Annotated in this window: 23 protein-coding genes; 10 read left to right on the top strand and 13 right to left on the bottom strand. The window is 71.6% G+C overall.

What is annotated here, in order from left to right; genetic code table 11:
• Positions 1-12: 12 nt before the first annotated feature.
• Complete coding sequence (locus DEI85_RS10335; RefSeq protein ID WP_146249011.1) at positions 13-3,441, bottom strand: DEAD/DEAH box helicase; 3,429 nt, start codon at positions 3,439-3,441, stop codon at positions 13-15.
• A 122-nt stretch (positions 3,442-3,563) separates the two neighbouring features.
• Between DEI85_RS10335 and DEI85_RS10330 the strand changes: the two genes are divergently transcribed.
• The 3 genes from DEI85_RS10330 (at position 3,564) to DEI85_RS10320 (ending at position 5,920) form a co-directional block, all read left to right on the top strand.
• The gene (locus DEI85_RS10330; protein WP_111123908.1) at positions 3,564-3,761 is read left to right on the top strand and encodes a hypothetical protein; all 198 of its coding nucleotides are present in this window, start codon (positions 3,564-3,566) and stop codon (positions 3,759-3,761) included.
• Positions 3,762-3,877: 116 nt separating this feature from the next.
• The gene (locus DEI85_RS10325) at positions 3,878-4,861 is read left to right on the top strand and encodes an AraC family transcriptional regulator (protein WP_111123909.1); all 984 of its coding nucleotides are present in this window, start codon (positions 3,878-3,880) and stop codon (positions 4,859-4,861) included.
• Between the two features lie 114 nt (positions 4,862-4,975).
• Positions 4,976-5,920, top strand: a complete 945-nt coding sequence (locus DEI85_RS10320; RefSeq protein WP_181436411.1) for a M15 family metallopeptidase — start codon at positions 4,976-4,978, stop codon at positions 5,918-5,920.
• Positions 5,921-6,182: 262 nt separating this feature from the next.
• Here the strand turns inward: DEI85_RS10320 and DEI85_RS10315 are convergent, their stop codons facing one another.
• Positions 6,183-7,616: an amino acid permease gene (locus DEI85_RS10315; RefSeq protein ID WP_111123911.1), complete on the bottom strand. Its 1,434-nt coding sequence runs from the start codon at positions 7,614-7,616 to the stop codon at positions 6,183-6,185.
• Between the two features lie 216 nt (positions 7,617-7,832).
• Between DEI85_RS10315 and DEI85_RS10310 the strand changes: the two genes are divergently transcribed.
• Positions 7,833-8,333, top strand: coding sequence for a DUF427 domain-containing protein (locus tag DEI85_RS10310; protein WP_110862536.1), 501 nt, complete (start codon positions 7,833-7,835; stop codon positions 8,331-8,333).
• A gap of 93 nt (positions 8,334-8,426) precedes the next feature.
• Here DEI85_RS10310 and DEI85_RS10305 read toward each other — a convergent pair whose 3' ends face one another.
• The gene (locus DEI85_RS10305; protein WP_111091052.1) at positions 8,427-8,759 is read right to left on the bottom strand and encodes a hypothetical protein; all 333 of its coding nucleotides are present in this window, start codon (positions 8,757-8,759) and stop codon (positions 8,427-8,429) included.
• A gap of 90 nt (positions 8,760-8,849) precedes the next feature.
• On the opposite strand from DEI85_RS10305, the gene DEI85_RS10300 reads away from it, so the two are divergent.
• The 3 genes from DEI85_RS10300 to DEI85_RS10290 all read left to right on the top strand — a co-directional run bounded on the left by DEI85_RS10300 (position 8,850) and on the right by DEI85_RS10290 (position 10,206).
• Complete coding sequence (locus tag DEI85_RS10300; RefSeq protein ID WP_111123912.1) at positions 8,850-9,230, top strand: DoxX family protein; 381 nt, start codon at positions 8,850-8,852, stop codon at positions 9,228-9,230.
• Complete coding sequence (locus DEI85_RS10295) at positions 9,230-9,676, top strand: DUF6264 family protein (RefSeq protein ID WP_220035389.1); 447 nt, start codon at positions 9,230-9,232, stop codon at positions 9,674-9,676. Before DEI85_RS10300 ends, DEI85_RS10295 begins: the two co-directional genes overlap by 1 nt.
• Positions 9,677-9,771: 95 nt before the next feature.
• On the top strand, positions 9,772-10,206 hold the full coding sequence (locus DEI85_RS10290; protein ID WP_111123913.1) for a hypothetical protein: 435 nt from the start codon (positions 9,772-9,774) through the stop codon (positions 10,204-10,206).
• A 4-nt stretch (positions 10,207-10,210) separates the two neighbouring features.
• Here DEI85_RS10290 and DEI85_RS10285 read toward each other — a convergent pair whose 3' ends face one another.
• The gene (locus DEI85_RS10285; RefSeq protein ID WP_111091054.1) at positions 10,211-10,831 is read right to left on the bottom strand and encodes a hypothetical protein; all 621 of its coding nucleotides are present in this window, start codon (positions 10,829-10,831) and stop codon (positions 10,211-10,213) included.
• A gap of 227 nt (positions 10,832-11,058) precedes the next feature.
• Entirely contained in the window at positions 11,059-12,504 is a 1,446-nt protein-coding gene (locus DEI85_RS10280) for an APC family permease (protein WP_071247213.1), read from the bottom strand.
• 97 nt (positions 12,505-12,601) lie between these two features.
• Between DEI85_RS10280 and DEI85_RS10275 the strand changes: the two genes are divergently transcribed.
• Positions 12,602-13,030, top strand: coding sequence for a DUF6892 domain-containing protein (locus DEI85_RS10275; protein ID WP_110862542.1), 429 nt, complete (start codon positions 12,602-12,604; stop codon positions 13,028-13,030).
• A 28-nt stretch (positions 13,031-13,058) separates the two neighbouring features.
• Here the strand turns inward: DEI85_RS10275 and DEI85_RS10270 are convergent, their stop codons facing one another.
• Positions 13,059-13,670 (bottom strand): uracil-DNA glycosylase, encoded by a 612-nt coding sequence (locus DEI85_RS10270; RefSeq protein WP_111123914.1) that lies wholly within the window; start codon positions 13,668-13,670, stop codon positions 13,059-13,061.
• Positions 13,667-14,869: a glycosyltransferase gene (locus DEI85_RS10265; protein WP_111123915.1), complete on the bottom strand. Its 1,203-nt coding sequence runs from the start codon at positions 14,867-14,869 to the stop codon at positions 13,667-13,669. The genes DEI85_RS10270 and DEI85_RS10265 overlap by 4 nt, the downstream gene beginning before the upstream one ends.
• Before the next feature lie 999 nt (positions 14,870-15,868).
• Here DEI85_RS10265 and ligD point away from each other — a divergent pair.
• Positions 15,869-16,891, top strand: coding sequence for a non-homologous end-joining DNA ligase (gene ligD / locus DEI85_RS10260; RefSeq protein ID WP_111123916.1), 1,023 nt, complete (start codon positions 15,869-15,871; stop codon positions 16,889-16,891).
• Between the two features lie 49 nt (positions 16,892-16,940).
• Here the strand turns inward: ligD and DEI85_RS10255 are convergent, their stop codons facing one another.
• From DEI85_RS10255 to DEI85_RS10245, 3 genes are all read right to left on the bottom strand, one after another.
• A complete protein-coding gene (locus tag DEI85_RS10255) occupies positions 16,941-17,084 on the bottom strand; it encodes a hypothetical protein (protein ID WP_155896788.1) in 144 nt (47 codons plus the stop codon).
• Positions 17,081-17,242: a hypothetical protein gene (locus DEI85_RS10250; RefSeq protein WP_163343780.1), complete on the bottom strand. Its 162-nt coding sequence runs from the start codon at positions 17,240-17,242 to the stop codon at positions 17,081-17,083. The genes DEI85_RS10255 and DEI85_RS10250 overlap by 4 nt, the downstream gene beginning before the upstream one ends.
• Positions 17,243-17,385: 143 nt before the next feature.
• Positions 17,386-18,429 carry an ATP-dependent DNA ligase gene (locus tag DEI85_RS10245; protein WP_111123917.1) on the bottom strand — a complete coding sequence of 348 codons (1,044 nt, stop codon included), beginning with the start codon at positions 18,427-18,429 and terminating at the stop codon, positions 17,386-17,388.
• An 85-nt stretch (positions 18,430-18,514) separates the two neighbouring features.
• On the opposite strand from DEI85_RS10245, the gene DEI85_RS10240 reads away from it, so the two are divergent.
• Positions 18,515-19,558, top strand: a complete 1,044-nt coding sequence (locus tag DEI85_RS10240; protein ID WP_181436413.1) for an MBL fold metallo-hydrolase — start codon at positions 18,515-18,517, stop codon at positions 19,556-19,558.
• Positions 19,559-19,560: 2 nt separating this feature from the next.
• Here DEI85_RS10240 and DEI85_RS10235 read toward each other — a convergent pair whose 3' ends face one another.
• From DEI85_RS10235 to DEI85_RS10225, 3 genes are all read right to left on the bottom strand, one after another.
• Positions 19,561-20,193, bottom strand: a complete 633-nt coding sequence (locus DEI85_RS10235; protein ID WP_111123918.1) for an FMN-dependent NADH-azoreductase — start codon at positions 20,191-20,193, stop codon at positions 19,561-19,563.
• A 147-nt stretch (positions 20,194-20,340) separates the two neighbouring features.
• Positions 20,341-21,957, bottom strand: a complete 1,617-nt coding sequence (locus tag DEI85_RS10230) for a putative Ig domain-containing protein (protein WP_111123919.1) — start codon at positions 21,955-21,957, stop codon at positions 20,341-20,343.
• A 209-nt stretch (positions 21,958-22,166) separates the two neighbouring features.
• A complete protein-coding gene (locus DEI85_RS10225) occupies positions 22,167-24,035 on the bottom strand; it encodes a hypothetical protein (RefSeq protein ID WP_111123920.1) in 1,869 nt (622 codons plus the stop codon).
• Positions 24,036-24,064 lie beyond the last annotated feature (29 nt).

The following is a 24,064-nucleotide window of genomic DNA, read 5'->3' as shown; positions in this document are numbered from 1 at the left end:
GTGCGCAGCGGATCAGGTCAGCAGGGAGCGGATGTCGTCGGCGGTCAGGTCGTCGGCGAACAGGGCGTCGTCGTCGATCATCGTGGCGAACAGCTCGGCCTTGCGCGCGGCCAAGGCGAGGACCTTCTCCTCGATGGTGTCCTCGGCGATGAACCGTTGGACGCTGACCGACCGGGTCTGCCCGATGCGGTGCGTGCGGTCGACGGCCTGGGACTCGGCGGCGGGGTTCCACCACGGGTCGAGCACGAACACGGTGTCCGCCTCGGTCAGGGTGAGCCCGAACCCGCCGGCCTTCAACGAGATGAGGAACGCCGGGGCCGTGCCCTGCCGGAAGCGCTCGATGACCTCCGGGCGCTTGCGAGTGGATCCGTCGAGGTACTCGTAGCCGATGCCGCGGGCGTCGAGGGCGTCGGACACCATCCGCAGGAACGAGGTGAACTGGCTGAACACCAGGGCGCGACGGCCCTCCGCGGCGAGCTGCTCGAGTTCGTCGAGCAGCAGGTCGAGCTTGGCGGAGGGGATCTGAGGTGCGGAACCGTCCGAGTCGCTCGCCGGCGTCGACACCAGCGCCGGCGACAGCGCGAGCATCCGCAGCAGCGTCAGCGACCGGAACACGATCATCCGGTTCTTCGACAGGTCGTCGATCAGGTCGAGGACCTTCAGGCGCTCTCGGTTCAGGGTGCGCTCGTACAGCTCCCGGTGCGCGGGGTCGAGCGTGACCCGGACGACTTGTTCTTGCTTCGGCGGCAGGTCGGCCGCGACGGCTTCCTTGGTGCGGCGGAGCATGAGCGGCCGGATCCGTCGGCGCAGCCGCCCGGTGAGTTCCTGCCGGGCCTCGCCGCGGAGCTCGGGCGACGCGAGGGGCTTCACGTAGTCGTCGCCGAACCGGGTCCAGGTGGACAGCAGCCCGGGCGCGACGATGTGGAACAGTGCCCACAGGTCGGTCAGTCCGTTCTCGAGCGGCGTGCCGGTGATCGCGAACTTCACCGGTGCCTGCAGCTCCGAGGCCACACGGTGGGTCTGGGACTGCGGGTTCTTCACGAACTGGGCCTCGTCGAGCACCAGCGCCGACCACGGCAGGTCGGTCCAGGCGCGGGCGTCGAGCCGGAGCAGCGCGTACGAGGTGACGACCACGTCCGACGCAGCGGCGGTCCGGGCGACGAGCCCCGGGTCCTTCAACGACGTCGAGGTCACCGTCGCGACCCGCAGCGACGGCACGAACTTGGCCGCTTCGGCGGCCCAGTTGCCGACGACCGAGGTCGGTGCGACGACCAGGAACGGGGGCGCGTCGGGCTCCGCGGCACGACGTGCGGCGACCATCGCGAGCACCTGCAGGGTCTTGCCGAGGCCCATGTCGTCGGCGAGCACCCCGCCGATGCCGTGCGTCAGCAGGAACGACAGCCACGCGTACCCGGCGTGCTGGTACGGCCGCAGGTCGGCGTGCACGGTGTCCGGCACGGGGACGTCACCCGGAGGAGTCGCCCCGAGCAGCCCCGAGGCGATCGCCTGCCACCGCTCGTCGTGCGAGGTCTCGTCGGCCAGCAGGTCGAACTCCGACCACAGCCCGGCGTGCAGGGGCGTGACGGCGATCGGCTGGTCGGGCTCCCACTCGTCCAGGTCGCGGGCCTCGTCGATGAGCTCCTTGAGCCGATCGAACGCGGGGTCGGCCAGCGACAGGTACGAGTTGTCGACGAGCTTCAGCCGTCGCTGCCGACCAGCGAGCGCGGTGAGCAACGGCGTGAAGGGGATCTGCTTGCCGTTGACGCTGACGATGATGCCGAGGTCGAACCAGTCGTGCTTGTCCGACGGCATCGTCGTGACACGGATGTGCGGCCGCCCGCTCAACCGCTCGTAGTCGAGCCGCTCGCCCTGCACGACGGTGCGGACGCCGAGCGACGGCAGCTCGGGCAGGAACTCGTTCGCGAACACCGCGACGTCGGCCCCGTCGATGGTGCCGTCCTGGAACCAGTCCAGTCCGCCACCGGGTCCGGCGGGGCGGACGGGAGGCCCGGCCTGCGTCACGTCGTCGTCCGGCGTCGTCGCCGTGGTCGGCTCCACGGCCGTGACCGTGACCGTGGCCGCGGGCGGGTCCGCCACGGCTGCGTCCTCGGTGCCGGCCGGATCGTCGGCGGCACGGAGCCCGGACAGTTCGGGGAGCGGACCGTGCAGGGACACCGGGTCCTTCCGGCCGTCAACGTGCCAGCGCCAGTGCAGGTGCACGCGGTCGTCGGTGCGCGGGGCCCGGGCCGGCTCGAAGGTCGCGGTGAGCACGAGCTCGGGCGGGGTGCGCTCGGGCAGCTCCACCGAGCCGTCGGAGCTGACCAGGCCGAGGGCGCCGCGCAACCGGGGCGACCAGTCGGCCAGGAACTCCTCGACCTCGGCGATCGGCACGGTGATCCGGGTGCCCTCGACGAGCATGCGCCGCTGGTCCTCGGGCACCGGCGCCGGGGTCGGTGCGACGGCCACCGTGAACTCGGGGCTCTCGCGGAACACGTACACGCCGTGGTCGCCGATCATCCGCGCTGCTCCGGGCACCACGGGCCGGCCGTCGAGCACGGCACTCGCGCCGATCACCACGGCGCCGTCGTGTCGGGCCACGTCGAGCAGCACCTGGGCCTGCGTGCCGAGCACCGCACCGCCCTCGCGCTTGCCGGTGACTAAGGCGATGTCGAGTGCCGCGGCCTGCTGCAGGAGCGGCCAGAGCAGGGGGCTCCGGAAGTCGTCGAGGTGCAGCCAGTCGCTCTCACCCGGCAGGCCCGCGAGCTGCCCGGCACGGTGCAGGGCGGCGAGCTGCAGGAACCAGGCGTGCTGCTCGGCCCCGACGCCGAGCCGGTTCTGCGAGTAGGGGAGCGTGCCCCAGGTCAGCTGCCCGCGCACCCAGTTGCCGGCGTCGCTGCGGGTCACCGGACGGACCCCGAGCCGCACGCTGCGGGACGGAGCCGGCAGGGCGCGGCCGGCGGCACGGGCGCGCGAGGCGAGCTTGGCGGGGACCGCGTCACGCAACTCGAACTGCAGTCCCATCCGGGTGCCCTGCGGGGTGGGCGCCCGTTCGTCGTCACCGGCGAGGCGGGCGAGGTCGTGCCTCCAGTCCGAGGGCGGCGGAGCCGGCGTCTCCGGGCGTGGGCCGGCGTTCGCGGCGAGGGCGCGGGCGTTGATGGTGAGGAGCGCGGCCGCGACGTGCTTGCAGTCGCCGCCGAGCGGGCAACTGCAGGTGCTGCGGACCGGGCGGACGAAGTCGCCGCGTGCCGGGGTGGTGTCGACGCGGAGTTCGTACGGGTCGTCGGCGGTGCCGGACACGACCGCGGTGACCGTGCCGTCGTCGTCGTGCCAGGTGGCGTCGTCCACCAGGCCGGCGCGGACGACGTCGCGTGCGCGGCCGAAGGTCTGCGGCCCGACGAAGCGGATGACGTCGACGGCGTCGATCATCGGGGCAGCAGGCACGGGACCATCGTGCCAGCCACCACCGACGATCCGCGCCGCCACTCTGTGCGCCGCACATGCGACAGGACTACCGTCCAACTCGGAGCGCGACGACAGCGGTCCACGGAATCGATTGGAACCTCATGCCGGACCGACTGCGGTGGGTACGCGACTCAGCCGACCACTGGAACGGCTTGCTCGACTCCGAGGTCGTGTGCGACATCACCCGGACCGACACGTACAACGTCGATTCGCCGGACCACTCGTTGACCGGCGGGCACTCGTCGTTCGAGAGCGCAGCGGCGCAGGTGCACGGCTGGGTTCGCTGGACCGGCCGTTAGGCCGCGGAACGCAACCTGGTTGTAGGACCACCCGCTGCTCCCTAGCGTGAGAGGGCAGGCCGGGGACAACCCGGAGGTGACCACACCGCTCTGCTCCAGGAGAGAGAGGTGTTCCCATGACCGACACGACCGAGTCGCAGTCGCCTGTCCACCTGCCTGCTCCACCACGTTCGCTCGTCGCCGTGGCAGGCCAGGACACCGACGAAGCCATCAGCTCGCTCGCTGGCATGTACGCGGGCAAGTCCTGGTACTCCCGCGCCCTCGACCAGGACTACTGGTTCAAGTACGTCGGCGTCGGTGACGAACGGCTGAGCATCCGCCGTTCCCAGATGCACGGGTACCTGCGAGGAGACGTCGCCACCGAGGGCGAGGTCGTCGTGCAGTGGCTCGAGCGCGGTGAGGCCCGCGTCGACGTCGGCCGGGACGAGGTCCGCATGCAGCCGGGCATCCCCACCATGTTCCCCGTCGAGCGCCGGTTCGAGATGGAGTACCAGGACTGGGACCAGCGCCTGGTGCACCTGCGCCGCGACCTGGTGCTCGACGTCGCCGCCGAGGACCACCTGGTCGACGGCACCATGGCGTTCGACACCACCGCGGCGCCGGACCCCGCCGCCGTCGGACTCTGGCGCACCGCCGTGTCGGGGGCGCTCCGGGCCCTCCGCGAGGAGGGCGAGGGGTCCCTCGCCTGGCACGAGGCGCAGCGCGACGTCGCCCGTGCGCTGTTCCGGATCTACCCGCTGCAGGCCGAACGGTTCCCCGCCGGCTACGGCACCCGCAGCGACGGACGCCTCCGGGCCGGGGTCGAGTTCATCCAGGCGCACGCGCACGAGCCCCTGACCGTCGCCGACATCGCGCAGGCTGCGGGGCTGAGCATCCGCGGGATCCAGGAGTCGTTCCAGCGGGCGTTCGAGCGCTCGCCGATGACGTACCTGCGCGAGGTTCGGCTCGGGCGGGTGCACGAGGAACTTCGGATCCTCGACCCGCAGGCGACCTCGGTGGCGGACGTCGCGCGGCGCTGGGGCTTCGCGCACATGGGGCGGTTCGCGTCGGTGTACGCGAACCGGTTCGGGGAGTACCCGCGGGAGACGTTGCGGCGCTGAGCTCTGCTCCTCCCGGCAGCGTGAGCACCCCTCGAAATGGGGGTCCCCCGGCTTGGGGTAGAACTGACAGTCTGCTCGGGGGGTGCGAGGGGCGTACCCCCTGAGGGGAGCTCCATGAGCAGTCCATCCGGTCCGACCGAGGACGACGGTCATCCCGTCTTCCTCGGGGAGACGAGCAGACGATCCGTCCTGCTCTTCGCTGCCGCGGCAGCAGTCACTGCGGCGACGCTCAGTGGCACGTCTCGGGCGTTCGGCGTCGAGCCGTCGAACCTGACGTACCCGTCGTACCCCGAGTCGACCTCGACGCGGGATCGTGCGTTCTCGGCCAGGGCGGCCGAAGAATTCGCGAACGGCAAGATCCCGGTCAGCGAGCTGACCTACGTGGCGGAGTCGACGAACGCCCTGGGCAAGCAGTACCTGCTGGCGAGCGCCGCCACGGCCTACTTCGCCCTGGGCAAGGCGTACCAGGCCGCGCTCAACAAGCCGATGACGATGGCCGAGGGGTACCGGGACTACGCGCGCCAGGAGTACCTCTACCAGGGGTACATCCAGCAGAAGCCTGGGTTCAACCAGGCGGCGTACCCCGGGACCTCGATCCACGGGTTGGGTCGGGCCGTGGACTTCAGCGGAGGTGTCAACAGCTACGGCACGCCCGAGAAGGCGTGGATGAACGCCAACGGCCCGACCTTCGGCTGGCAGCCGGTCGGCGACGGTTTCGACTCCCGTGAACCGTGGCACTTCGAGTACGACGGCTCCTACCAGCCGGAAGAACCAGCACCGCCCGTCAACGAACGACAGGAAGACACAGACATGAAGCTCATCACCAACAACGGACGCACCTGGCTCGTCGGCGAGTTCACGGCGGTCGAGATCGACACCGACTTCCTCAACGAGCTGAAGTCGGCCTACAACGTCCCGGGTTCGCTCGGCAACCTCCGCGCTGCACTCGCGGCGCAGTACGGCGAACCGGTCGCCATCCAGGCCGCCGGCAACGTCGAGGGCATCATCGCGGTCGCGAAGAAGAACCGCGCGGGCCTGGTCAGCGAGCTCAAGCGCTGACCACCGACCACTGCACGGACGAGGGGCCTGCCGGCGATCTGGCAGGCCCCTCGTCTGCGTGTGCTCGCTGGTGCTCCGGGCACGTGCTCGTGCAGCGGTGTCGGATCGGTTAAGCGGCCTCAGTAGTCCCCATCGCTGACGTGAGCTCCCGAGCTCTGGCACTTCCCGCGATGGGGAGCGAGAGTCGTCACCGAATCGCAACGTGCCGACACCCGGTTGTTCACGAGCGAGCACCCGGCAGGTCCTCCCGGGCGTCGGGTGCTCAGTCGTGCAGGGGCTTACCGCCGGTCACCTCGCCCGTCGCCAACTTGCTGTGGCGTCGTGAGTACCCGAAGTACACCCCGAGCCCGATCGCGAACCAGATCGCGAACCGCACCCAGGTCTCCCACTGCAGGAACGTGACGAGCCACAGCGACGCGATGACGCCGATGATCGGGATGACGGGCATGAACGGCAGCCGGAACTGGCGATCCAGGTCGGGCTGCCGGTAGCGCAGCACCACCACGGCCGAGCACACCACGACGAACGCGAGCAGGATGCCGATGTTCGTGAGCTCGGCGACGACACCGATGGGCAGCACCCCGGCCAGGATCGCCGACGCGATGCCGAGGATCCAGGTCACGCGGGTCGGCACGTGCCGCTTCGGGTCGGTCTTCGCGAACCACTTCGGCATCAGACCGTCGCGGCTCATCGAGAACCAGACGCGTGAGGCACCGAGCATGAACGTCACCAGCACCGTGACGATGCCGACGATGGCACCGATCGCGATGACGTTGGCGACACCGCCGAGGCCGACGGACGCGAACGCCGACGAGAAGCCCGACGCCGGGTCGATGTCGGTGTACTTCTGCATCCCGGTGAGCACGAGGGTCGCCAGGACGTACAGCACCATCGAGATGCCGAGGGACAGCAGGATCGCCTTCGGCATGTGCTTGCGGGCGTCGGTGGACTCCTCGGCCGCGGTGGACATGGCGTCGTAGCCGAACACGGCGAAGAACACGGTCGCGGCACCGGTCATCACGCCGCCGAAGCCGAACGGGAAGTACGGGGAGTAGTTCGCACTGTTGATGTGGAACACGCCGAGCACGACGATGAGCACGACGAGCGCCACCTTGATGCCGACGGCGACGAACTCGAACCGGGCGGCGCTGCGGATGCCGCGCGTCAGCACGAACGCGGTGAGCAGGCACAGCGCGATCGCGAAGACGTCGATCACGTGCCCGTCACCGGTGCCCGGGGCGCCGAGCATCCACGCGGGCAGGTCGATGCCGAACTGGCCGACCAGGAACCCCACGTAGCCGGAGATGCCGATCGCGACCACCGCCACGATCGCCGTGTACTCGAGCAGCAGGTCCCAGCCGATGAACCACCCGACGATCTCGCCGAGCACCGCGTAGCCGTACGTGTACGCGCTGCCGGCCTTCGGGATGAGCCCCGCGAACTCGGCGTACGACAGGGCAGCGGCGGCGCTCGCGACCCCGGCGACCAGGAAGCTGATCAGCACCGCGGGCCCGGCGACGCCGTTCGCGACGGTGCCGGCGAGGGTGAAGATGCCGGCGCCGATGATGCCGCCGATGCCGATCGCGGTGAGCTGCCACAGACCGAGGTGCCGTTTCAGGCCGTCCTCGCCCCCGGCCTCGTCATCGATCGTGTCGATGGGCTTCCGTCGGAACAGGGTGCGTGTCGTCGTCGTCACCCGCCCATGGTGCACCCGGAGGCGGTCGCGCGCACGTGCGGGCTGTGGGTGTTCGGGCGGCTGGCTGAGCGCGTGCGCGGCGGGGTTTCGCGGTGGGCGACACTTCTCGCGCCGCCGATCCCGTGAACTGTCGCTGGGCGCGAAAGGTCGGGCGCACGAAAGCAGCCCCGCGCACGCACGCGGCCGCACCGCAGGCGCCGGGCGTAGACCTGGAGCATGCGCCACCCGAAGAGGACCGAGCCCGGCCCCGGCCAGGAGTCCGTCTGGGACTACCCCCGCCCACCCGCCGTCGAGCGGGTCACCGCCCGCGTCGTCGTCCGTCTCGGCGGCACGGTCGTCGCCGACACGACCGACGCCCTCCGCGTGCTCGAGACCTCGCACCCGCCGGTCTACTACCTGCCGACGGCCGACCTGGCCGAGGGCGCGCTCGTGAAGGCGTCCGGTTCGAGCATGTGCGAGTTCAAGGGCCTGGCGCGCTACTTCGACGTCGTCGGCGGCGACGGGACGGTCGCGAGCCGTGCCGCCTGGAACTACCCGACGCCCGTGCCCGGCTACGAGTCGCTGCGGGAGCGCGTGGCGATCTACCCGTCGGCGATGGACTCGTGCGAGGTCGGCGGCGAACGGGTCCAGGCGCAGGACGGCGACTTCTACGGTGGCTGGATCACGTCGGACATCGTCGGACCGTTCAAGGGAGCCCCCGGCACGCTCGGCTGGTGACCCGGCGTCGTCAGGCGGGGCGGCCCTGATCCGGACCGACCGGAGCCGCGCGCGACGGGGCGGACCCGATCCGGGCCTCCAGGCCGGACCGCGTCAGCGGTTGGCGTACGGCGACCAGAACGGCGGCGGGAACGCGCCCCCGGTGACGATGACGAGCACCTGCCAGACGAGCATGACGAGCCCGGCGGTCCCGATCACGATGCCGATCCACGACCACGCCTGCACCGCTCGACGCCGACCGGCGATCCGGATCGCCCGCCAGCCGCTCAGCACGCACACCAGCCCGAACACGGCGCCGAGCAGCACGTGCCGCACGGTCGACTGCGCGGGCACGATGATGCCGAGGTAGAACGCGACCGGTCCGAGCAACACCGCGAAGGTCGCCGGAGCTGCCGGCGGTTCGTGGTCCCGAGCGACTGCTCCCATGGACCGCATGATAGCGAGTGAACCTCGCTTCGTGCACGTCCACGTCGCGCAGCGCGGGCACCGGATCGAGGGAGCGGGCACCATGGGGGCATGCGTTCTGTCTTCCGCGTCCTGCTCGGCCTGGCCCTCGTCGTCGCGGGCACGAGCCACCTCACCTTCGCGCGCAAGGAGTTCACGGCGCAGGTGCCCGACTTCGTCCCACTGGACGACGACACGACGGTGCTCGCGTCGGGGGTCGCGGAGATCACGCTCGGCTCGGCCCTGGTGCTCGCTCCGAAGCCGACCCGCCGCTTCGTCGGCTCGGTCGCGGCCGTGTTCTTCACGGTCATCTTCCCCGGCAACCTGTCGCAGTGGATGAACCGGCGCGACGCCTTCGGTCTGGACAGTGACGAGAAGCGCTTCGTCCGCCTGTTCGGTCAGCCCGTCCTCATCGCGCTCGCCCTCTGGTCGACGCGCGGCCGGCGCTCCTGATGGGCGCGCCCGCGCGCCAGAGCGGCCCGCCAGCCGGCGCGGGTCCCGATCCGCTCGGGTCCGGTCCGGCACGTTTCGGTCGGGAGGCCCGCCACCCCCTGACAGGCCGCAGCCGCGTCGCGGACGTGGTCGCCTCCACCGCCCTGCTCGTGGTGCTCACGGTCGGCGCGTTGGCAGCGGGGTGGGCGATCAGACTGATGTCGCTCGCGTTCGTGTCGTGCGCGGCCCCGGGCAACACCTGCAACGAGACGCTGGGTGACTCGGTCGTCGTCGTGGGGCCGATCGTCGTGGCGGCGGTACTGGTCGCGACGCTCGCGGTCTGCGTGCTGCGGCTCGTGCGGCGTCGGCTGACCTGGCCGGTGGTGCTCGTCGGCATGGCGGCGATCGTGGCGGTGTTCTTCGCCTCGCTGTTGCTCGTCGACAGCTCGGTCACACACGGCATCTAGGCGCTTCTTCCTCCACAGGTGGGCAGGGTCGCGTGTCTCTCCACAGAAGCCGAGGTGCGCCTCGCTGGCGGTGTTCGAACCGACACGCTGGAGCCATGCCTGACACCGAGATGCTCGACCGCCTGATCCGTGAACCCGTCCACACCGACGACGACGTCGTCCGACTCGTCGAAGCCGTCGTCGAACGACCGCTGCGCCGGCAGTGCTGGGTGCTGTTCCTCGACGACCGGGGGATGTCGATCCCGTTCCTGCTGCCGATCGCCGACCTGCCGTACTCCCCGGACGAGCACGTGGACGACTTCGCGGCCCTGATCGCGGACATCGTGGCGCAGCTCGGGGCCGTCGACGTCGTGCTCGTGTGGGAGCGTCCTGACGCCGACCGGCTCTACCCGGTGGACTGGGAGTGGGTCGACGCCTGCGCGTGCGCCCTCGACGAGCAGTCGGTCCGGCTCCGCGCACAGGTCGTCGTGCACTCCGGGGGAGCCGCGATCGTCGAGTTCGACGAGGACACGAAGGCGGTGGCCTCGTGAGCGGTCAGCCCTGGGGAGCGGTGTCCGGCACGTCCTGGCCGGTGAGCTCCTCGACGATCGCCTTCGCCTGCGGCCACGACTTCGCGTAGTGGTCCGGGTCCGAGTTGATCTGCACCGCGTGCGCCATCTGCGTCGGGCTCATCGTCTTCCAGCCGGGCACCTTCACCAGCTTCGCGTAGAACATCGACGCGGCCGTGTACGGGTCCATCCGCTGCTCGTACGTGCCCCAGGCGCCGTTGTCGCGCTGCTGGAACAGGCCTCGGCTGTCCGGGCCGGCTGCGTCGCCGTGGTCGAGGTTCACCAGGCTCGACTCCCCGATGGCGGTCATGACCCCGACGGCCTGCGTGTGCGGACCGATGCCGAGTGCCTGGGCGGCTTCGATCACGTGTGCGGCGTTGACCAGGCGGTCCTGGCAGAAGCCGCCGACGGGTCCGGCCGGTACGACCATCCCGCCGATCGTCTTCGAGGCGACGGCCGGGCACGCGGGAGTCGGGGTGGCGGCGCTCGACTTCGCGATGTCGGCGAGCGAGTTGACCGCAATCACGACGAGGACGACCACGCCGATGCCGACCGCCACGATCCCGGCGCCGAACACCGAGGCGAGGGTGATGCCGACACGGCGCATGACGGACCTCTCGACGGGCTGGGCGGGCGGAGCAGGAAGGGCAGCACGAGCGTACGGGCGCCTCCTGGGAAGCGTGCGGCGGCCCGCCGTGATCGCACGCTCCGCGGTTCGCGGTCGGGGTTCGTTGCTCGCCGCGGGGCAGGTGCATCGCCGGCAACGAGAGACGGTTCTGGTTCACGAAGCGGGGGCTTCGCGAACCAGAACCGTCAGGATTCGTGCGTGGGTGCTCAGCTGTCGTGCGGCGGGCGCTGCACCTTCGTCGGCTCCGTCACGAGTCCGGTCGGGGCCTTCTCGGCCTGCTTCCGTCCGTGGGTGAACCAGGTCAGGACCCAGAGCAGCACGCCCAGGGCCAGCAGCGCGCCGGCGATCTGGTACTGCTGCGGGTCGCGACCGGACGAGAACGGCATGACGAGCCACAGGCACGTGACGATGCCGATGACCGGGATGATGACGCCGGCGCGGAAGTGCTTGTGGTCGACCTTGTCGCGGCGCAGCACGAGCACGGTCACGTTGACGACGGCGAACACCGTCAGCAGCAACAGCGAGGTGGTGCCACCGAGGACGACGACGATGGGGGAGTCCGGGTCGAGCGAGACCCACCCGATCAGCAGCAGCGAGATGAGCGTGGTGAAGACGATCGCGGTCGACGGGGTGCGCCGGGCGGGGGAGATGCGGGACAGGAAGCCCGGCAGCACGCCCTGCTTGCTCATGCCGTAGAGCAGGCGCGACGCCATCATCATGTTGATCAGGGCCGTGTTGGCGACGGCGAACATCGAGATGAAGGGCAGCAGGTCGGCGATCGGGAAGTCCGGCGCGGCGGTCTGCACGACGGTGACGAGCGGGGTCTCGTTGCCGGCCAGTTCACCGATCGGCACCACGGCCACGGCGCAGATCGACACGAGCACGTAGATCACGGCGGTGATGCCGAGGCCCGTGAGCATGATCTTCGGGAAGATGCGCGAGGGGTCCTTGGTCTCCTCGGCCATGTTGACCGAGTCCTCGAAGCCGACCATCGCGAAGAACGCCAGCGACGTCGCGGTGCTGATCGACAGCAGCAGGGACTTGTCCTCCGGCGTCTCGAACATCACGACCCGCGAGAAGTCCGCGTTGCCGCCCGCGATCGCCCAGAACCCGATCAGGATCACCATGACGAGACCGGACAGCTCGACGAGCGTCAGCACGACGTTCGTCTTGACGCTCTCGCTCACCCCGCGGAAGTTGATGAACATCACCGCGAGCATGAAGCCCATCGCGATGAGCATCACCACGCCGTTCGGCAGCTCGATGCCGAACCCGGCGCCGAGGTTCGCCGCGAACGCCCGCGATGCCGTCGACGCCGACGTGATCCCGGAACACATCACGATGAACGTCACGATGAAGGTGACGAAGTGGATGCCGAACGCCTTGTGCACGTAGAGGGCGGCACCGGCGGTCTGCGGGTACTTCGTCACGAGTTCGAGGTACGAGAACGCCGTCAGCAGCGCGACCGCGAACGCGATGAGGAAGGGGAGCCACGCTGCCCCGCCGACCTCGGCCGCGACCTGGCCGGTGAGCGCGTAGACACCCGTGCCGAGGATGTCGCCGACGATGAAGAGCAGCAGGAGCTTGGGACCGATGACCCGCCGGAGCTCGTGCTGCTCCTGCTGTGGGCGGTCCGTCTTGGTGGTGGCCATGCGTCACCCTTGCGCGCGAGATGCCTTTCTGTCCAGTCCCACAGGGAGGTTTCTCGCGATCGCAACACTGTCGCTCGGCGACGGATACGCTCCGGCCATGGACCAGCAGTCGAACACCACCGAGGAGCCCATCGAGTTCGCGGACTTCAACGCGAAGCTCCTGGTGCTCGACGTCCTCTGCTACGACCTCGACGTCCTCGACCCCTACGACCCGGACGCCGAGGACGAGACCGACGAGGATCTCGACGTCGACGGGCAGGACGACCGGGCGCGCGAGTACTACGACGACCTCGACCTGCTGCCGTCGCACCTGTCGCTCGTCACCGAGATCACGGTGGACTCCGACCTCGAGGTCCTGCGGGACGTCCACCCCGGTTGGGACGGCTCGGACGACCGCTTCGACCCGCAGAACTGGGACGACGTGCTCGACCTGCCGGAGCTCCGTACCGTGTACGCCGCCGCACCGCTGCCCGCCCACGTCGCCGAGCGGCTCGCGGCCAAGGGCGTCGAGGTCCGCTCCGCCTGAGCGGGACTCGACTGGGACGGACCGACGGCTAGTGGTCCAGCGTCCGCAGCTGTTCGGTGAACTGCTTCGCGCCGCCCTGCGCCGGGTGCCGCACGGCGATCGCCTCGATTCCGGCCAGGGCGAGCGCTCCCTGAGCCTTCCGACCGACGGCGACCACCCGGACCCGGTCGACGCCGCCGAGGGCCTCCAGCAGCGCGAGCGCGACGGGCGCGCCCGAGCGGACCTCGGCGGGACGCGGCGTCCGGTTCGTCAGCCGGTCCGGCGCCACGAAGGGGTGGTGCGGGAAGATCGCCCACGCGACCGGGAGCGGACCGCGCCAGCCCTCCAGCGCGGCGTGCACGACGCGCGACGAGGCCTCCCACGGTGCCGTCGGCTCCGGTGGCGCCGAGTACCCCGGCCCCAGTTCGCGCATGCTCGTGAACGGCACACCCGTGTTCGTCATGCCGCGCCACCCCGGGGCCTCGGCCACGAGCAACGTGTCCGCCCCTGCCCCGGCCTGCTCCAGGTACCGCGTCAGGTTCGCGCGCCGCAGCCGTCCCGCGGTCGATCCGACGTCGTACAGCGCCTCGGCGTCCGACTCGACGGGCACGGCGTCGAGCGCCGCCCAGAACGCGGCGAACCGCCCGCCTGTCCCGCTCACGATCGCCCGAGCATCCGGCGGTAGACGTCCTCGAGCCCCGCGGCCGATCGCTCCCAGCTCAGCCGCTCCGCGTGCTCCCGCCCCGCAGCGGCGAGCCCGGCGGCGTACCCCGCATCCGTCAGGATCCGTTCGATCTCGTCCGCCCAGTCCTGCGGGTCGCGGGACTCGAGCACGACGCCCGTCTCCCCGTCGACCACGGCCTCACGCAGGCCCCCGGCAGCGGCGGCCACGACCGGCACCCCGGAAGCGGAGCCCTCGAGCGCGACGAGCCCGTAGGTCTCGGAGTGGGACGGCACGAGCACGGCTGCCGCGCCGCGGAACAGGAACGCCAGGTCCGCACGCGACTGCGGCCCGATGAAGGTGACGTGGTCGGCGATACCCCGCGCGTCGGCGAGCCGACGCAGTTCGTCCACGTAGTCGCCCGCCTCACTCGAGACGTCGCCCGCGATGACCAACGTGGGGCGGGCCTCCAGGCTGATGTCGGCGATCGCCTCGATCGCCAGGTCCAGCCCCTTGAGCGGCTGCACGCGCGCCGCCGCGACCACGTAGGGGGTGGCGGCGCGGCGCGCACCGACCGCGGCGGGACGGAAGACGGACCCGTCGACCCCCGGCGGCACGATCCAGATGCGGGCGTCGTCCCCACCGAGCCGGGTGCGCACGGTCGAAGCCTCGGCTTCGGACACCACGACGACGGCGTCCGACTCGCGGGCCAGCAGTTCCTCGCCGGCGATGCGGCCCGCCGACTCGGGGCGTTCGCCCTCGGACAGCGGCGTGGCCGGGTCGGCGGCGATGGAGTGGAACGACTGCACGTGGGGGATGCCGCGCTCGCGGGCGACGGGCAGTGCGGCCGCCCCGGAGAACCAGTGGTGCGAGTGCAGGACGTCGAACGGCCCGAGCTGCTCGAGCTCGTGACGGAACGGCTCGATGAACGCGTCGTGCTCGCCCTTGGGCACCGGCTCCGCCGGCCCCGCGGACAGGAACCGCAGGCACACGCCCGGCACGAGCGACACCGAGTCCGGCTGCGTGGGGGCGGACCGGCGCGTGATGATGTCCACGTGGTGGCCCAGGTCGGCCAGCGCCTCGGCCTGGTGCCGGACGACGACGTTCATGCCGCCGACCTCGCCCGAACCGGGTTCGTCTCCGGGGGAGGTGTGCAGCGACACCAGCCCGATGTGCAGGGGTTCGGTCGTCGCGCTCACCGCTCAACCCTAGCCGCGCGGCCTCCGCTGCGACGGGCGCGCGGGTGCCACCACGACGGGCCGGCGGCCCGCCTCGTCCAGCGGGTCGGTGGGGAGGTTCACCTCCCAGGATCTGCACGCGGTCGTCGCCGTGTCGCTCCCAGAACGCTGCCGTCCACGCGCACAGGGCCCCGTCGAGCAGGTCCTCGCGGTGCTTGTGCGTCGGACCGTGCAGCACCGATGGGTCGGCGAGCCGCTGCGTCAGCGGGTTGGAGTCGAGCAGCAGCGGCGGGTCGAGCGGGGTCTCGCGCAGCCGCCGGACCAGCTCGTCGAAGGCCTCGGCGCGACGGGCACGTGCCTCGACGGCGGGGATCCGGAGGCCGAGCCGCTTGTACCGGGGTCGTTCCACGTCGTAGCCGAGCTCCTCCACCCCGACCAGCGTCGTGTACGGGTAACACTCGAACACCGCCGGACCGGTGCGTTGTCGCATCGACTCCGTGCCGGAGACGTACCCGACGCCCAGCGCGGTCAGCCGGTCGAGCAGCGCCGAACCGGCGCTCGCCGCCGACGCCTGGTTGGTCGGGTTCGCCGCGACCTTCCACCGGCCGTAGCGCTGCCCGACCTGCCGCTCGGACTCGCGGATGCCCGTCGGGTTCGTCACGACGAGCGAGGCGTCCACGGCGATCAGGGATCGTGGCCCGAGGTGAGCAGCGATCCAGTCGGTGACGGCGTCGACCCCGCGGGCCCAGCCGGCGTCGGTGATCGTGCCGTCGTGGTCCATCGCGACCAGCCCGGTCTCGTTCGCGGCCTTGCGCTCGGAGCCGAGCCCCCACGCGAGGTCGATGCCGAGGTACGCGTTCACCCGCCCATCCTGCCGACCCCTGGCCGCAAGACACCGGTGTCCGCGCGCTGAACACCGGCGTGCGCGTGTTCGACCAGGGAACACCGGTGTTCAGCGGGAGCGCCGAGGCGCATACTCGGCTGCGGGCAGGCACCCGGCACGCGTGTACGGTCCGCTGCATGGCGAGCGAAGCGACGACGGTGCGGGTGCCGGGACCCGACGGTGACCGCGAGGTCCGGATCAGCAGCCCCTCGCGGGTGCTCTGGCCCGAGGCGGGCATCACGAAGCTCGACCTGGCGGAGTACCTCGTAACGGTGGGCGATGCCTTCGTCCGGGCGAACGGCGACCGGCCGATCTCACTGCAGCGGTTCCCGGGCGGTGTCGACGGCGAGCAGTTCTTCTCGAAGAACCCGCCGAAGGGGGCGCCCGACTACGTCCGCTCGGTCACGGTGACCTACCCGAGTGCCCGGTCGCACCCGCAGCTCGTGATCGACGAGCCGGCCGTGGCGGTGTGGGCCTCCCAGATGAACACGGTGGTGTTCCACCCGTGGGCCTCTCGTGCCGAGGACAGCGACCACCCGGACCAGCTCCGCATCGACCTCGACCCGCAGCCCGGCACCGACTTCGGCGACACGGTGCCGGTGGCCGAGGAGCTGCGGAAGGTCCTCGACGAGGTCGGCCTGACCACCTGGATCAAGACGAGCGGCAACCGCGGCCTGCACGTGTTCGCGCCGATCCGCCCCGAGCACGAGTTCCTCGAGGTGCGGCACGCGGTGATCGCCGCGGCACGCGAGCTCGAACGCCGGATGCCCGACCAGGTCACGACGGCGTGGTGGAAGGAGGAGCGGGGGCAGCGGATCTTCGTCGACTTCAACCAGGCGAACCGCGACCGCACGATGGCCGGCGCCTACAGCCCCCGGGCCCTGGCGCACGCCTCGGTGTCCACGCCGATCACGTGGGACGAACTGCGAACCGCCGACCCGACCGCCTTCACGATCCGCACGGTGCCGGAGCGGCTGCGGACGACCGGCGACCCGTGGGAGTCGATGGGGGAGCAGCCGGGCAGCATCGCACCGCTGCTCGAGTGGTGGGAACGGGACCTGGCGAACGGCGAGGGTGAGCTGCCGTTCCCGCCGGACTTCCCGAAGATGCCCGGGGAGCCGCCGCGTGTGCAGCCCTCACGGGCGAAGAAGCCCAGCTGAGGCCGAGCGGCCGAGCAGCCGGGCAGCCGGGCAGCCGGGCAGCCGAGCCTCAGGCTGCGGAGGAGACGTCCCGCTGACGGTCCGGGTCCTCGACGCGCGTGGTGTGCGTCGGCAGCCCGATGCTGGCGGTGTGCAGGCGGGTGAGCCGCGACCAGGTGCCGCGGTGCACGTCGGTGATGCCGTCGACGATCACGAGCCGAGTCCGACCGTGACGAGTGCGAGTGCCGTGGCGGTCACGCCGGCGATGGCGCTGATGACCGCGCTGAGCTGCAGGACGCGCTGGCGCCGTGCCTCTCGGACTTCTGTGAAGGGGCTCCGCCGAGGGTGGCGGACAAGCGTGCTGGTGCTCATGTCGACCGCTTTCGATCCGGGCATCCGGGCTGGAGGCCTCGTGCTGCTGACATCATCCTGGCACGGCTTCACTAGTTCGGCTAACTACTTTTCCGGAACCAGGACAGAACAGCGACAAACGGACACCGGGTCGCGTTCCACCGTCAGGACAGCACGTCGTTCAGGTCGTACGCACTCGGTACATCGAGCTGCTCGAACCCGCACGACGTCGCGTCACGGTCGGGCCGCCACCGCTCGAACTGCACGGTGTGCCGGAACCGGTCGCCCTCCATCTGGTCGTACCGGACCTCGAGTACCAACTCCGGCGCCAGCCGGACGAACGACGTGTCGCGACCCGACGAGAACCGTGACCGTTCCCCGTCACCGGTGACGGGCCTCCCGTCCGCATCGCGGAGCACGACGGGCTCGAGCTCGTCGATCAACGCGGCCCGGCGCTTGTCGGAGAAGGCGGAGACGCCGCCGACCTGGCGGAGCTCGCCGTCCGCGTCGTACAGGCCGACCAGCAGCGACCCGACGCCGGAACCGCTCTTGTGCACGCGGTAGCCGATCGCGACGACGTCGGCGGTGCGGTGGTGCTTGACCTTGAGCATGGAGCGCTTGTTCGGCTCGTACGCCCGCGCGCGGGGCTTCGCGACGACGCCGTCGAGTCCCGCGCCCTCGAAGGTGGTGAGCCACTCGCGGGCCTGCTCCACGTCGAGCGTGGTGCGGGTGACGAAGAGCGGGTCGGTCATCGCGTCGCCGAGTTGTTCCAGGCGCTCACGACGCTCGTCGAAGGGCAGGTCGAGGAGCTCCTGCCCGTCGACGGCCAGCAGGTCGAACGCGACGAACTGCGCCGGGGTCTCGACGCTGAGCTTGGCGATCCGCGAGGCCGCCGGGTGGATGCGCTGCGACAGCGCCTCCCAGTCGAGGCGCTCGGCACCGGGCTCGCCGGACCGCAGGATCACCTCGCCGTCCAGGACGACCGGGTGGTCGCGGCCGCCGAACTGCGCGCGGAACGCCTCGACGAGCTCGGGGAAGTACCGGGTGAGCGGCTTGGCGCCGCGGCTGCCGATCTCCACGGCGTCGCCGTCGATGGTCACGATGCCGCGGAAGCCGTCCCACTTCGGTTCGTACCGCAGCCCGCCCTTCGTGCTGTCCGGGTCGGGGACGGTGGCGACGGCCTTGGCGAGCATCGGTGCGATCTCCATGGGTCCTGTCTACTCGCGCGGATGCGCGGCCGGGAGGCCCGGCTCACCCCGGGCAGGTCGGGCTCGCGTCGGTAGGGTGGCCGGCGTGACGACCGTGCCCCCGCCGGCAGCGCCGGCCCCGGAACCGATCAGCCCCGTGCAGGCCGCCGCGCTCCGCGACGGTGTCCTGCCGCCCGTCGAGCAGGTCCGGCCGGGGATCTGGACCCTCGCGGTGCCGTTCCGGTTCGGGGTGCCCGACGCCACCCTGGTCTACGTCGTCGAGGGGTCGGACGGCTCGCTCGCGGTGATCGACCCCGGGTGGTCGGCCGACGGCGGACTCGCCGAGCTGCGGGACGGGCTCGCCACGATCGGACGGAGCCTGGACGACGTGTCGCTCGTGGCCGTGACGCACCTGCACGCCGACCACCTGGGTGCCGCGGCGGCCGTCCGCCGGGCGACGGGGGCTCGTGTGGCGATGCACGGCCTCGAGGTCAGCGCGCTCGAACGGGAGCGGATCGACGCCGAGCGGAACGACGCGGACATCGCGACGTGGGGGCTGCCCGAGCACCTGCGGGCCGGGGTCGTCGAAGCAAGGGGCAGCGGACGCCGGATCGGGATGGGCCGGATCGAGGCGCCGTACGCCGACGTGGTGCTCGAGGACGGCAACCTGCTGCCGATCCCCGGTCGGACGATCCGGACGCTCTGGACCCCGGGACACACGACCGGGCACGTCTGCTTCCTCGACGAGGCCGACGGGCTGCTGTTCTCCGGCGACCACGTGCTGCCGCGGATCAACTCCGGCATCGGGCTCGGCGGCCGGACCGGCACGAACCCGCTCGGGGACTACCTGGCGTCGCTCGCGCGGCTCGACCCGTACGCCGACCTCGAGGTCTGCCCGGGGCACGAGTACCGGTTCCGTGACGTCGTCACCCGCGCCGAGACCCTGGCCCGGCACCGGGAGGAGCGCTCCCGTCACGTCGCCGCGGCCCTCGATGCGCTGGACCGTCCGACGCTGTTCGAGGTCGCGGCCCGGGTGCCCTTCAGCGGCGGGATCGAGTCGATGACCGGGTTCCTGCTCGCGAGCGCGCTGACGCAGACGGCCTTCCACGCGGAGCTGCTCGGGCGGGCCGGCGAGATCCGGCCCGCCTGACCTCAGCCGAGGGTCGTCGCGAGGCGCTCGATCGTCGTCCTCGCGTCGGCGAACTCCGCGGCGGCGTGGTCGGCCAGCGGTGCGAGGTCCGGCAGTCGGTCGGCCAGGGTCGCGCTGACGGTGATCGGGTACAGCTTCATGCCGAGCGCGGTGCCGAGCACGATGTGCAGGACGGGGGAGCCGTGGTCCCAGCCCTCGGTCGGGGTGCCGGCGTCGTAGGTCGCGCCGCGGCTCACCACGGTGACGACGGGTCGTCCGGCCAGGGGCTGCACGCCGCCGGTCAGGATGCCGGGCACGTGGATGCGGTCGATCCAGGCCTTCAGGGTCGACGGCACGGTGTAGTTGTACAGCGGCGCACCCACCACGACGACGTCGGCGGCCAGGAGCTCGTCGATGACCTCCTGACGCAGGGCCTCGGCCTCGGGCGCGACGGTCTCCTCGGCGGTGCGGTCGGCGGCGGCCCAGTGCAGCGCCGAGCTCTCCAGGTGGGGGAGCGGGTCGACGTGCACGTCCCGCCGGACGACCGTGTACTCCGGGCCGCGGGCGCGCCAGGCGTCGGCGAAGGCCGCGGTCAGTGCGCGCGAGCGGGAGTGGGTGAGGTCGGCCGAGGAGTCGATGTGCAGCAGCGTGGGCATGTCGCCAACGCTACCGACGCGGGGCCGCCGCGGGACGGAGAACGGCCCCGCCGCTTCCGTCACCGAGGATCCGGTGGCGGCGGGACGGGGCCGTGACGGGCCTCCCGTCCGCCACGCGGGCACGTGGCGGACGGGAGACGACGCGGGTCAGCGCTGGGCGTGACGTCGGCGCACCGTGCGGGCGCCGATGAGGCCGATGCCGGCGAGGACGAGTCCGAGGGCCCAGGGGAGGGCGCCCGTCGACTCGGTGCCGGTGTAGGCGAGCCGGCCGGAACCGGTGTGGTGGGCGACCGCCGCGGGCACGACCGGTGTGGTCGACCCGACGACCGGCGCGACGGGCGCGACGGTGGGCTGCACGTCGACCGCGAACACGGTGCTCGGCACGGCGGCGCCGGAGACGGTCAGGGTGTGCGTCGAGGCGTGCGGGAACGTGACGGACACGAGCCCGACCTCGGCCAGGTCGGAGTACGGCCCGATGACGTCGGTCGCGACGTCCGAGGTGACTGTCGGGGTGAAGAACGTCGGCTCACCCGTCTCCTCGTCGAACTCCGGGTAGAGCTCGTTGCCGAAGCGGTCCACCTGCGTGCCCGAGACCAGGAGCGTGCCGCCCTGCTCGACGGTCACCTTGCCGCCCTTGACGGGCTCGTCGTCCGTGAGCAGGTCGCCCTCGTAGACGTCGCCGTTCGGCTTGATGATCCAGGCGGTGGTCGACGTGCCGTCGAGGAGCGCGTCCTCGTTGAGCGTGATGACCTCGATGCCGACGGGGGCACCGGCCTCGACGTCGATGCTGACGTACTGCTCGCTCGTGACGGTGCCGCTGGGGGTCGTCGTCGTCGCGGTGACCAGGACCTCGAAGTACTCGTCGGCGTCGGTCAGGGTGCCCGAGAGCACACCGGTCTTCGCGTCGAAGTCGATCCCCTTCGGCAGGGTGGACTGCTCGTCGCCCTCGTCGTCGAACGACGAGGCCGACAGCTCCGGTGCCGGGGTGCTCAGCGCACGGAACGTGTACGAGAACGCCTCGCCCGCCGTCGCCTCGATGGTCGGGTCGCTGTCCTCGTCGGAGAGCGGCTGGCCGGCCTCGTCGACGAACACCGGTGCCACGGCGGTCTCGGTGGTCGTCGTCGCGACCTCGCCCACGACCGCGCCCTCGAGCGTGACGGTGATCTGCTGCCCGGCCAGGGCCGGCCCGATCGTGTAGGTGGCCGCCTCGGACAGCGTGGCGCCGGCCTCGTCGGTCCACAGGTAGGAGATCTTGCTGCCGGAGGTGAACCCGGCCTGCTTCGCGACGAGTTCCGAACCGACCGTCAGGTCACCGGAGATGGTCACCGACTGGTCGGCGGCGGCGCGCACGGACGGCTCGGTCGCCGCGGGCTTCGCCGGCGTGGTCGCGGCCGGGGCGGCGGGGGTGCCGACCGGCGCCGTCGAGCCCGCACCGGGGGTGCCGGCGTCGGTCGGCTCGGTGTCCGGGCCGGTCACGCCGGTGTCGTCGCCCGCGGGGGCGTCGTCACCGGTGGTGTCGCCGGCGGGCGGCGTGCTGCCGTCCGCCTCGGAGCCGGTCGCGGGCGTGCCGGTGCCGTCCGTGGCGGTGTCGCCCGGCGTGGTGCCATCGGCGGCGGCCGTCGCAGGAGCGCTGACGGCCGGGTTCGACTCGGCAGCGGTCGCTGCGGTCGCGGTCATGACGCCCAGACCGGTCGTGAGACCGATCAGCGCGACGGTGGTGCCGACGGCGCAGGCGCGTCGGACGGTGGAGGTGCTACGGCGCACTTCGTCCCCCAGGGTTCAAGTCCGGTCGGGTGCCGGAACGTAAGAATCCGCCGAGAATCCTCGGCATGATCGGATCGTAGGGGTTATCCGCGCACGTGCGCGACGTGCTTGATCAGAATGTGACCCGGGTTGGGGGTTCCCGCACGATTCGCGGACGGGAGGCGCGGTGCGGACCCGCACCGCGCCTCCCGTCCGCATCGGACCGCGTGTCAGGCGCGTCGACGGCGCAGACGGTGCACCAGCAGGCCGCCGCCGGCGGCGAGCAGGCCGAGCGCCCACGCCAGGGGACCGGACTCGTCGGCGCCGGTGTAGGCGAGCGTGCCGGACGCCGGACGGGTCGTCGAGGTCCCGGCGGCATCGGCGTGTGCTCGGACATCGACCCGGAACGAGGTCGTGACCCCTCCGTTGGACACGGTCAGCGTGTGGATCGACGCGTGCGGGAAGTCGACCTGGTTGGACTCCGCCGCCGCGAGCCAGGTGATCCGGTCAGTGGCCACGTCGCTCGTCACGACGGGGTGCGGGCTGCCCGGGGTCGTCGTGCGGTTGCCGTTGGCGTCGACGGCGACGGCCTTCACGAACAACGGAATGCCCTGGTCCGCCGGCACGCTGTCGACCGACTTCGTCTGCACCGACCCCGCAGCGTCGATCGTGTACTCGGTGACCGATCCGTCGGGTGCGATCTCCCACTCCGTGCCCTCAGCGCCGTAGTAGACCGACGCCAGGACTCCGACCGGGGCGCCGGGCTCGACCGTCAAGGTGACGTGCGCCGTCGCGGTCTCGGAACCACTGCGTGCGATCACCTCGAAGTCGTACTGCGTCGCGGGGCGCGGCGTGCCGGACAGGACGCCCGTGGCGGGGTCGATCGAGAACTCGGAGCGGAAGAAGTCCCCGTCACCGATGACGTCGCCGCCGTCAGAGCCGGCGAGCGAGTACTCGACCGGGCCGGTCGCGCCCTGCACCGAGAAGCGGTGGCTGAACGGCGTGCCCGACGTCGCCGTGAGGTCGAGCGGGGCATCGGCCGAACTCGTCTCCGTGAAGGCGAGCGGCGCGTCCGTGACGTCGATGCGGATCGTCAGCAAGAGCCCCTCGGAGCGCAGGGTGAGCCGTCGCGGACCGGTGCCGTCGAAGGTCGCCTTCCAGGTGTTGGAATCGTCGTCGTAGCGCAGGACGTCGTCGGGGTCGTCACTGGTCAGGGTCGACTCCGACGGCATCTCGGTGCCGTTGAGCGGGGTCCCGATCCGGTCCGTGACGACGGCGCTGACCCAGAGCGACCCACCGCGTCCGACCGGGACCGCATCGATCAGACCGCCGCCGCCGACCGGGGCGATGCCGCCGTCCGGGCCGCCCGCGACCGACCAGGAAGGATTGCGACCCTCGGCGTTCGAGTACACCTGGGCGCCGATGTGCGTGGCCGCGCCCGGCTGGATCTCGACGCGGACGTACTGCGTCGCGCTCTGGTACTGGTCGGTGGCGGCGACGTCGATGTCGAACGAGTCCGCCGGGTTGGTGAGGGTGCCGCTGAGGACGCCCGTCTTCTCGTCCCAGTGCAGACCGGGCGGCGTGGTGTGCGGGTTGAACAGGTACTCGAGCGGGCCGTCGCCGCCGTTCGCGACGAACGTGTGCGAGAACGGTTCGCCGGCGGTCGCGTGCAGGACGATCCGGTCCTCGGGGCTCGACGACTCGGACCAGGTGACAGGAACCGAGGCCGCCGTGGTCGACTCCGTTCCGGCCGGTGCCGCGGCCGCCGATGTCGGCGTCGGCGTCGGCGTGGGGATCGGGTCGGCCGGCCCTGCGGGATCCGGACTCGGCGTGGGGATCGGGTCCGCTGCCGGCGTGCCGGGGGCGGTGGCCCCGTCCGGAGCGTCGGGAGCGGGGGAGGCGGCCGGCGCTGCCGGGTCGGTCGTGCCTCCTGGCTGTGCCGTCGGTGTCACCCCGGTGGTGCTGGACGTGGCGGTGTCGGCGGTGTCGGCGACGGCCGCGGTGGCGCCGATGCCGAACGCGGACGACGCGGCGACGATCGCGACGGCTGCGCCGACCGCGGCGCTGCGTCGGAACGTGGATGTGCAGGAGTGCTTCATGGGGATCCCCCTCGGATACCGGGACGGGA

This window comes from Curtobacterium sp. MCBD17_026 (assembly GCF_003234895.2).
In the GTDB taxonomy this organism is placed as follows: Bacteria; Actinomycetota; Actinomycetes; order Actinomycetales; family Microbacteriaceae; genus Curtobacterium; species Curtobacterium flaccumfaciens.
The sequence above is the reverse complement of the archived record's forward strand: the minus strand, read 5'-3'. Positions and strand labels throughout refer to the sequence as shown.

Bases quoted from the DNA above. Each gene is read 5' to 3' on its own strand.
- DEI85_RS10330 (WP_111123908.1), top strand. From the start codon at position 3,564: ATGCCGGACCGACTGCGGTGGGTACGCGACTCAGCCGACCACTGGAAC.
- DEI85_RS10325 (WP_111123909.1), top strand. From the start codon at position 3,878: ATGACCGACACGACCGAGTCGCAGTCGCCTGTCCACCTGCCTGCTCCA.
- DEI85_RS10320 (WP_181436411.1), top strand. From the start codon at position 4,976: ATGAGCAGTCCATCCGGTCCGACCGAGGACGACGGTCATCCCGTCTTC.
- DEI85_RS10310 (WP_110862536.1), top strand. From the start codon at position 7,833: ATGCGCCACCCGAAGAGGACCGAGCCCGGCCCCGGCCAGGAGTCCGTC.
- DEI85_RS10305 (WP_111091052.1), bottom strand. From the start codon at position 8,759: ATGGGAGCAGTCGCTCGGGACCACGAACCGCCGGCAGCTCCGGCGACC.
- DEI85_RS10300 (WP_111123912.1), top strand. From the start codon at position 8,850: ATGCGTTCTGTCTTCCGCGTCCTGCTCGGCCTGGCCCTCGTCGTCGCG.
- DEI85_RS10295 (WP_220035389.1), top strand. From the start codon at position 9,230: ATGGGCGCGCCCGCGCGCCAGAGCGGCCCGCCAGCCGGCGCGGGTCCC.
- DEI85_RS10290 (WP_111123913.1), top strand. From the start codon at position 9,772: ATGCCTGACACCGAGATGCTCGACCGCCTGATCCGTGAACCCGTCCAC.
- DEI85_RS10285 (WP_111091054.1), bottom strand. From the start codon at position 10,831: ATGCGCCGTGTCGGCATCACCCTCGCCTCGGTGTTCGGCGCCGGGATC.
- DEI85_RS10280 (WP_071247213.1), bottom strand. From the start codon at position 12,504: ATGGCCACCACCAAGACGGACCGCCCACAGCAGGAGCAGCACGAGCTC.
- DEI85_RS10275 (WP_110862542.1), top strand. From the start codon at position 12,602: ATGGACCAGCAGTCGAACACCACCGAGGAGCCCATCGAGTTCGCGGAC.
- ligD (WP_111123916.1), top strand. From the start codon at position 15,869: ATGGCGAGCGAAGCGACGACGGTGCGGGTGCCGGGACCCGACGGTGAC.
- DEI85_RS10250 (WP_163343780.1), bottom strand. From the start codon at position 17,242: ATGAGCACCAGCACGCTTGTCCGCCACCCTCGGCGGAGCCCCTTCACA.
- DEI85_RS10245 (WP_111123917.1), bottom strand. From the start codon at position 18,429: ATGGAGATCGCACCGATGCTCGCCAAGGCCGTCGCCACCGTCCCCGAC.
- DEI85_RS10235 (WP_111123918.1), bottom strand. From the start codon at position 20,193: ATGCCCACGCTGCTGCACATCGACTCCTCGGCCGACCTCACCCACTCC.
- DEI85_RS10225 (WP_111123920.1), bottom strand. From the start codon at position 24,035: ATGAAGCACTCCTGCACATCCACGTTCCGACGCAGCGCCGCGGTCGGC.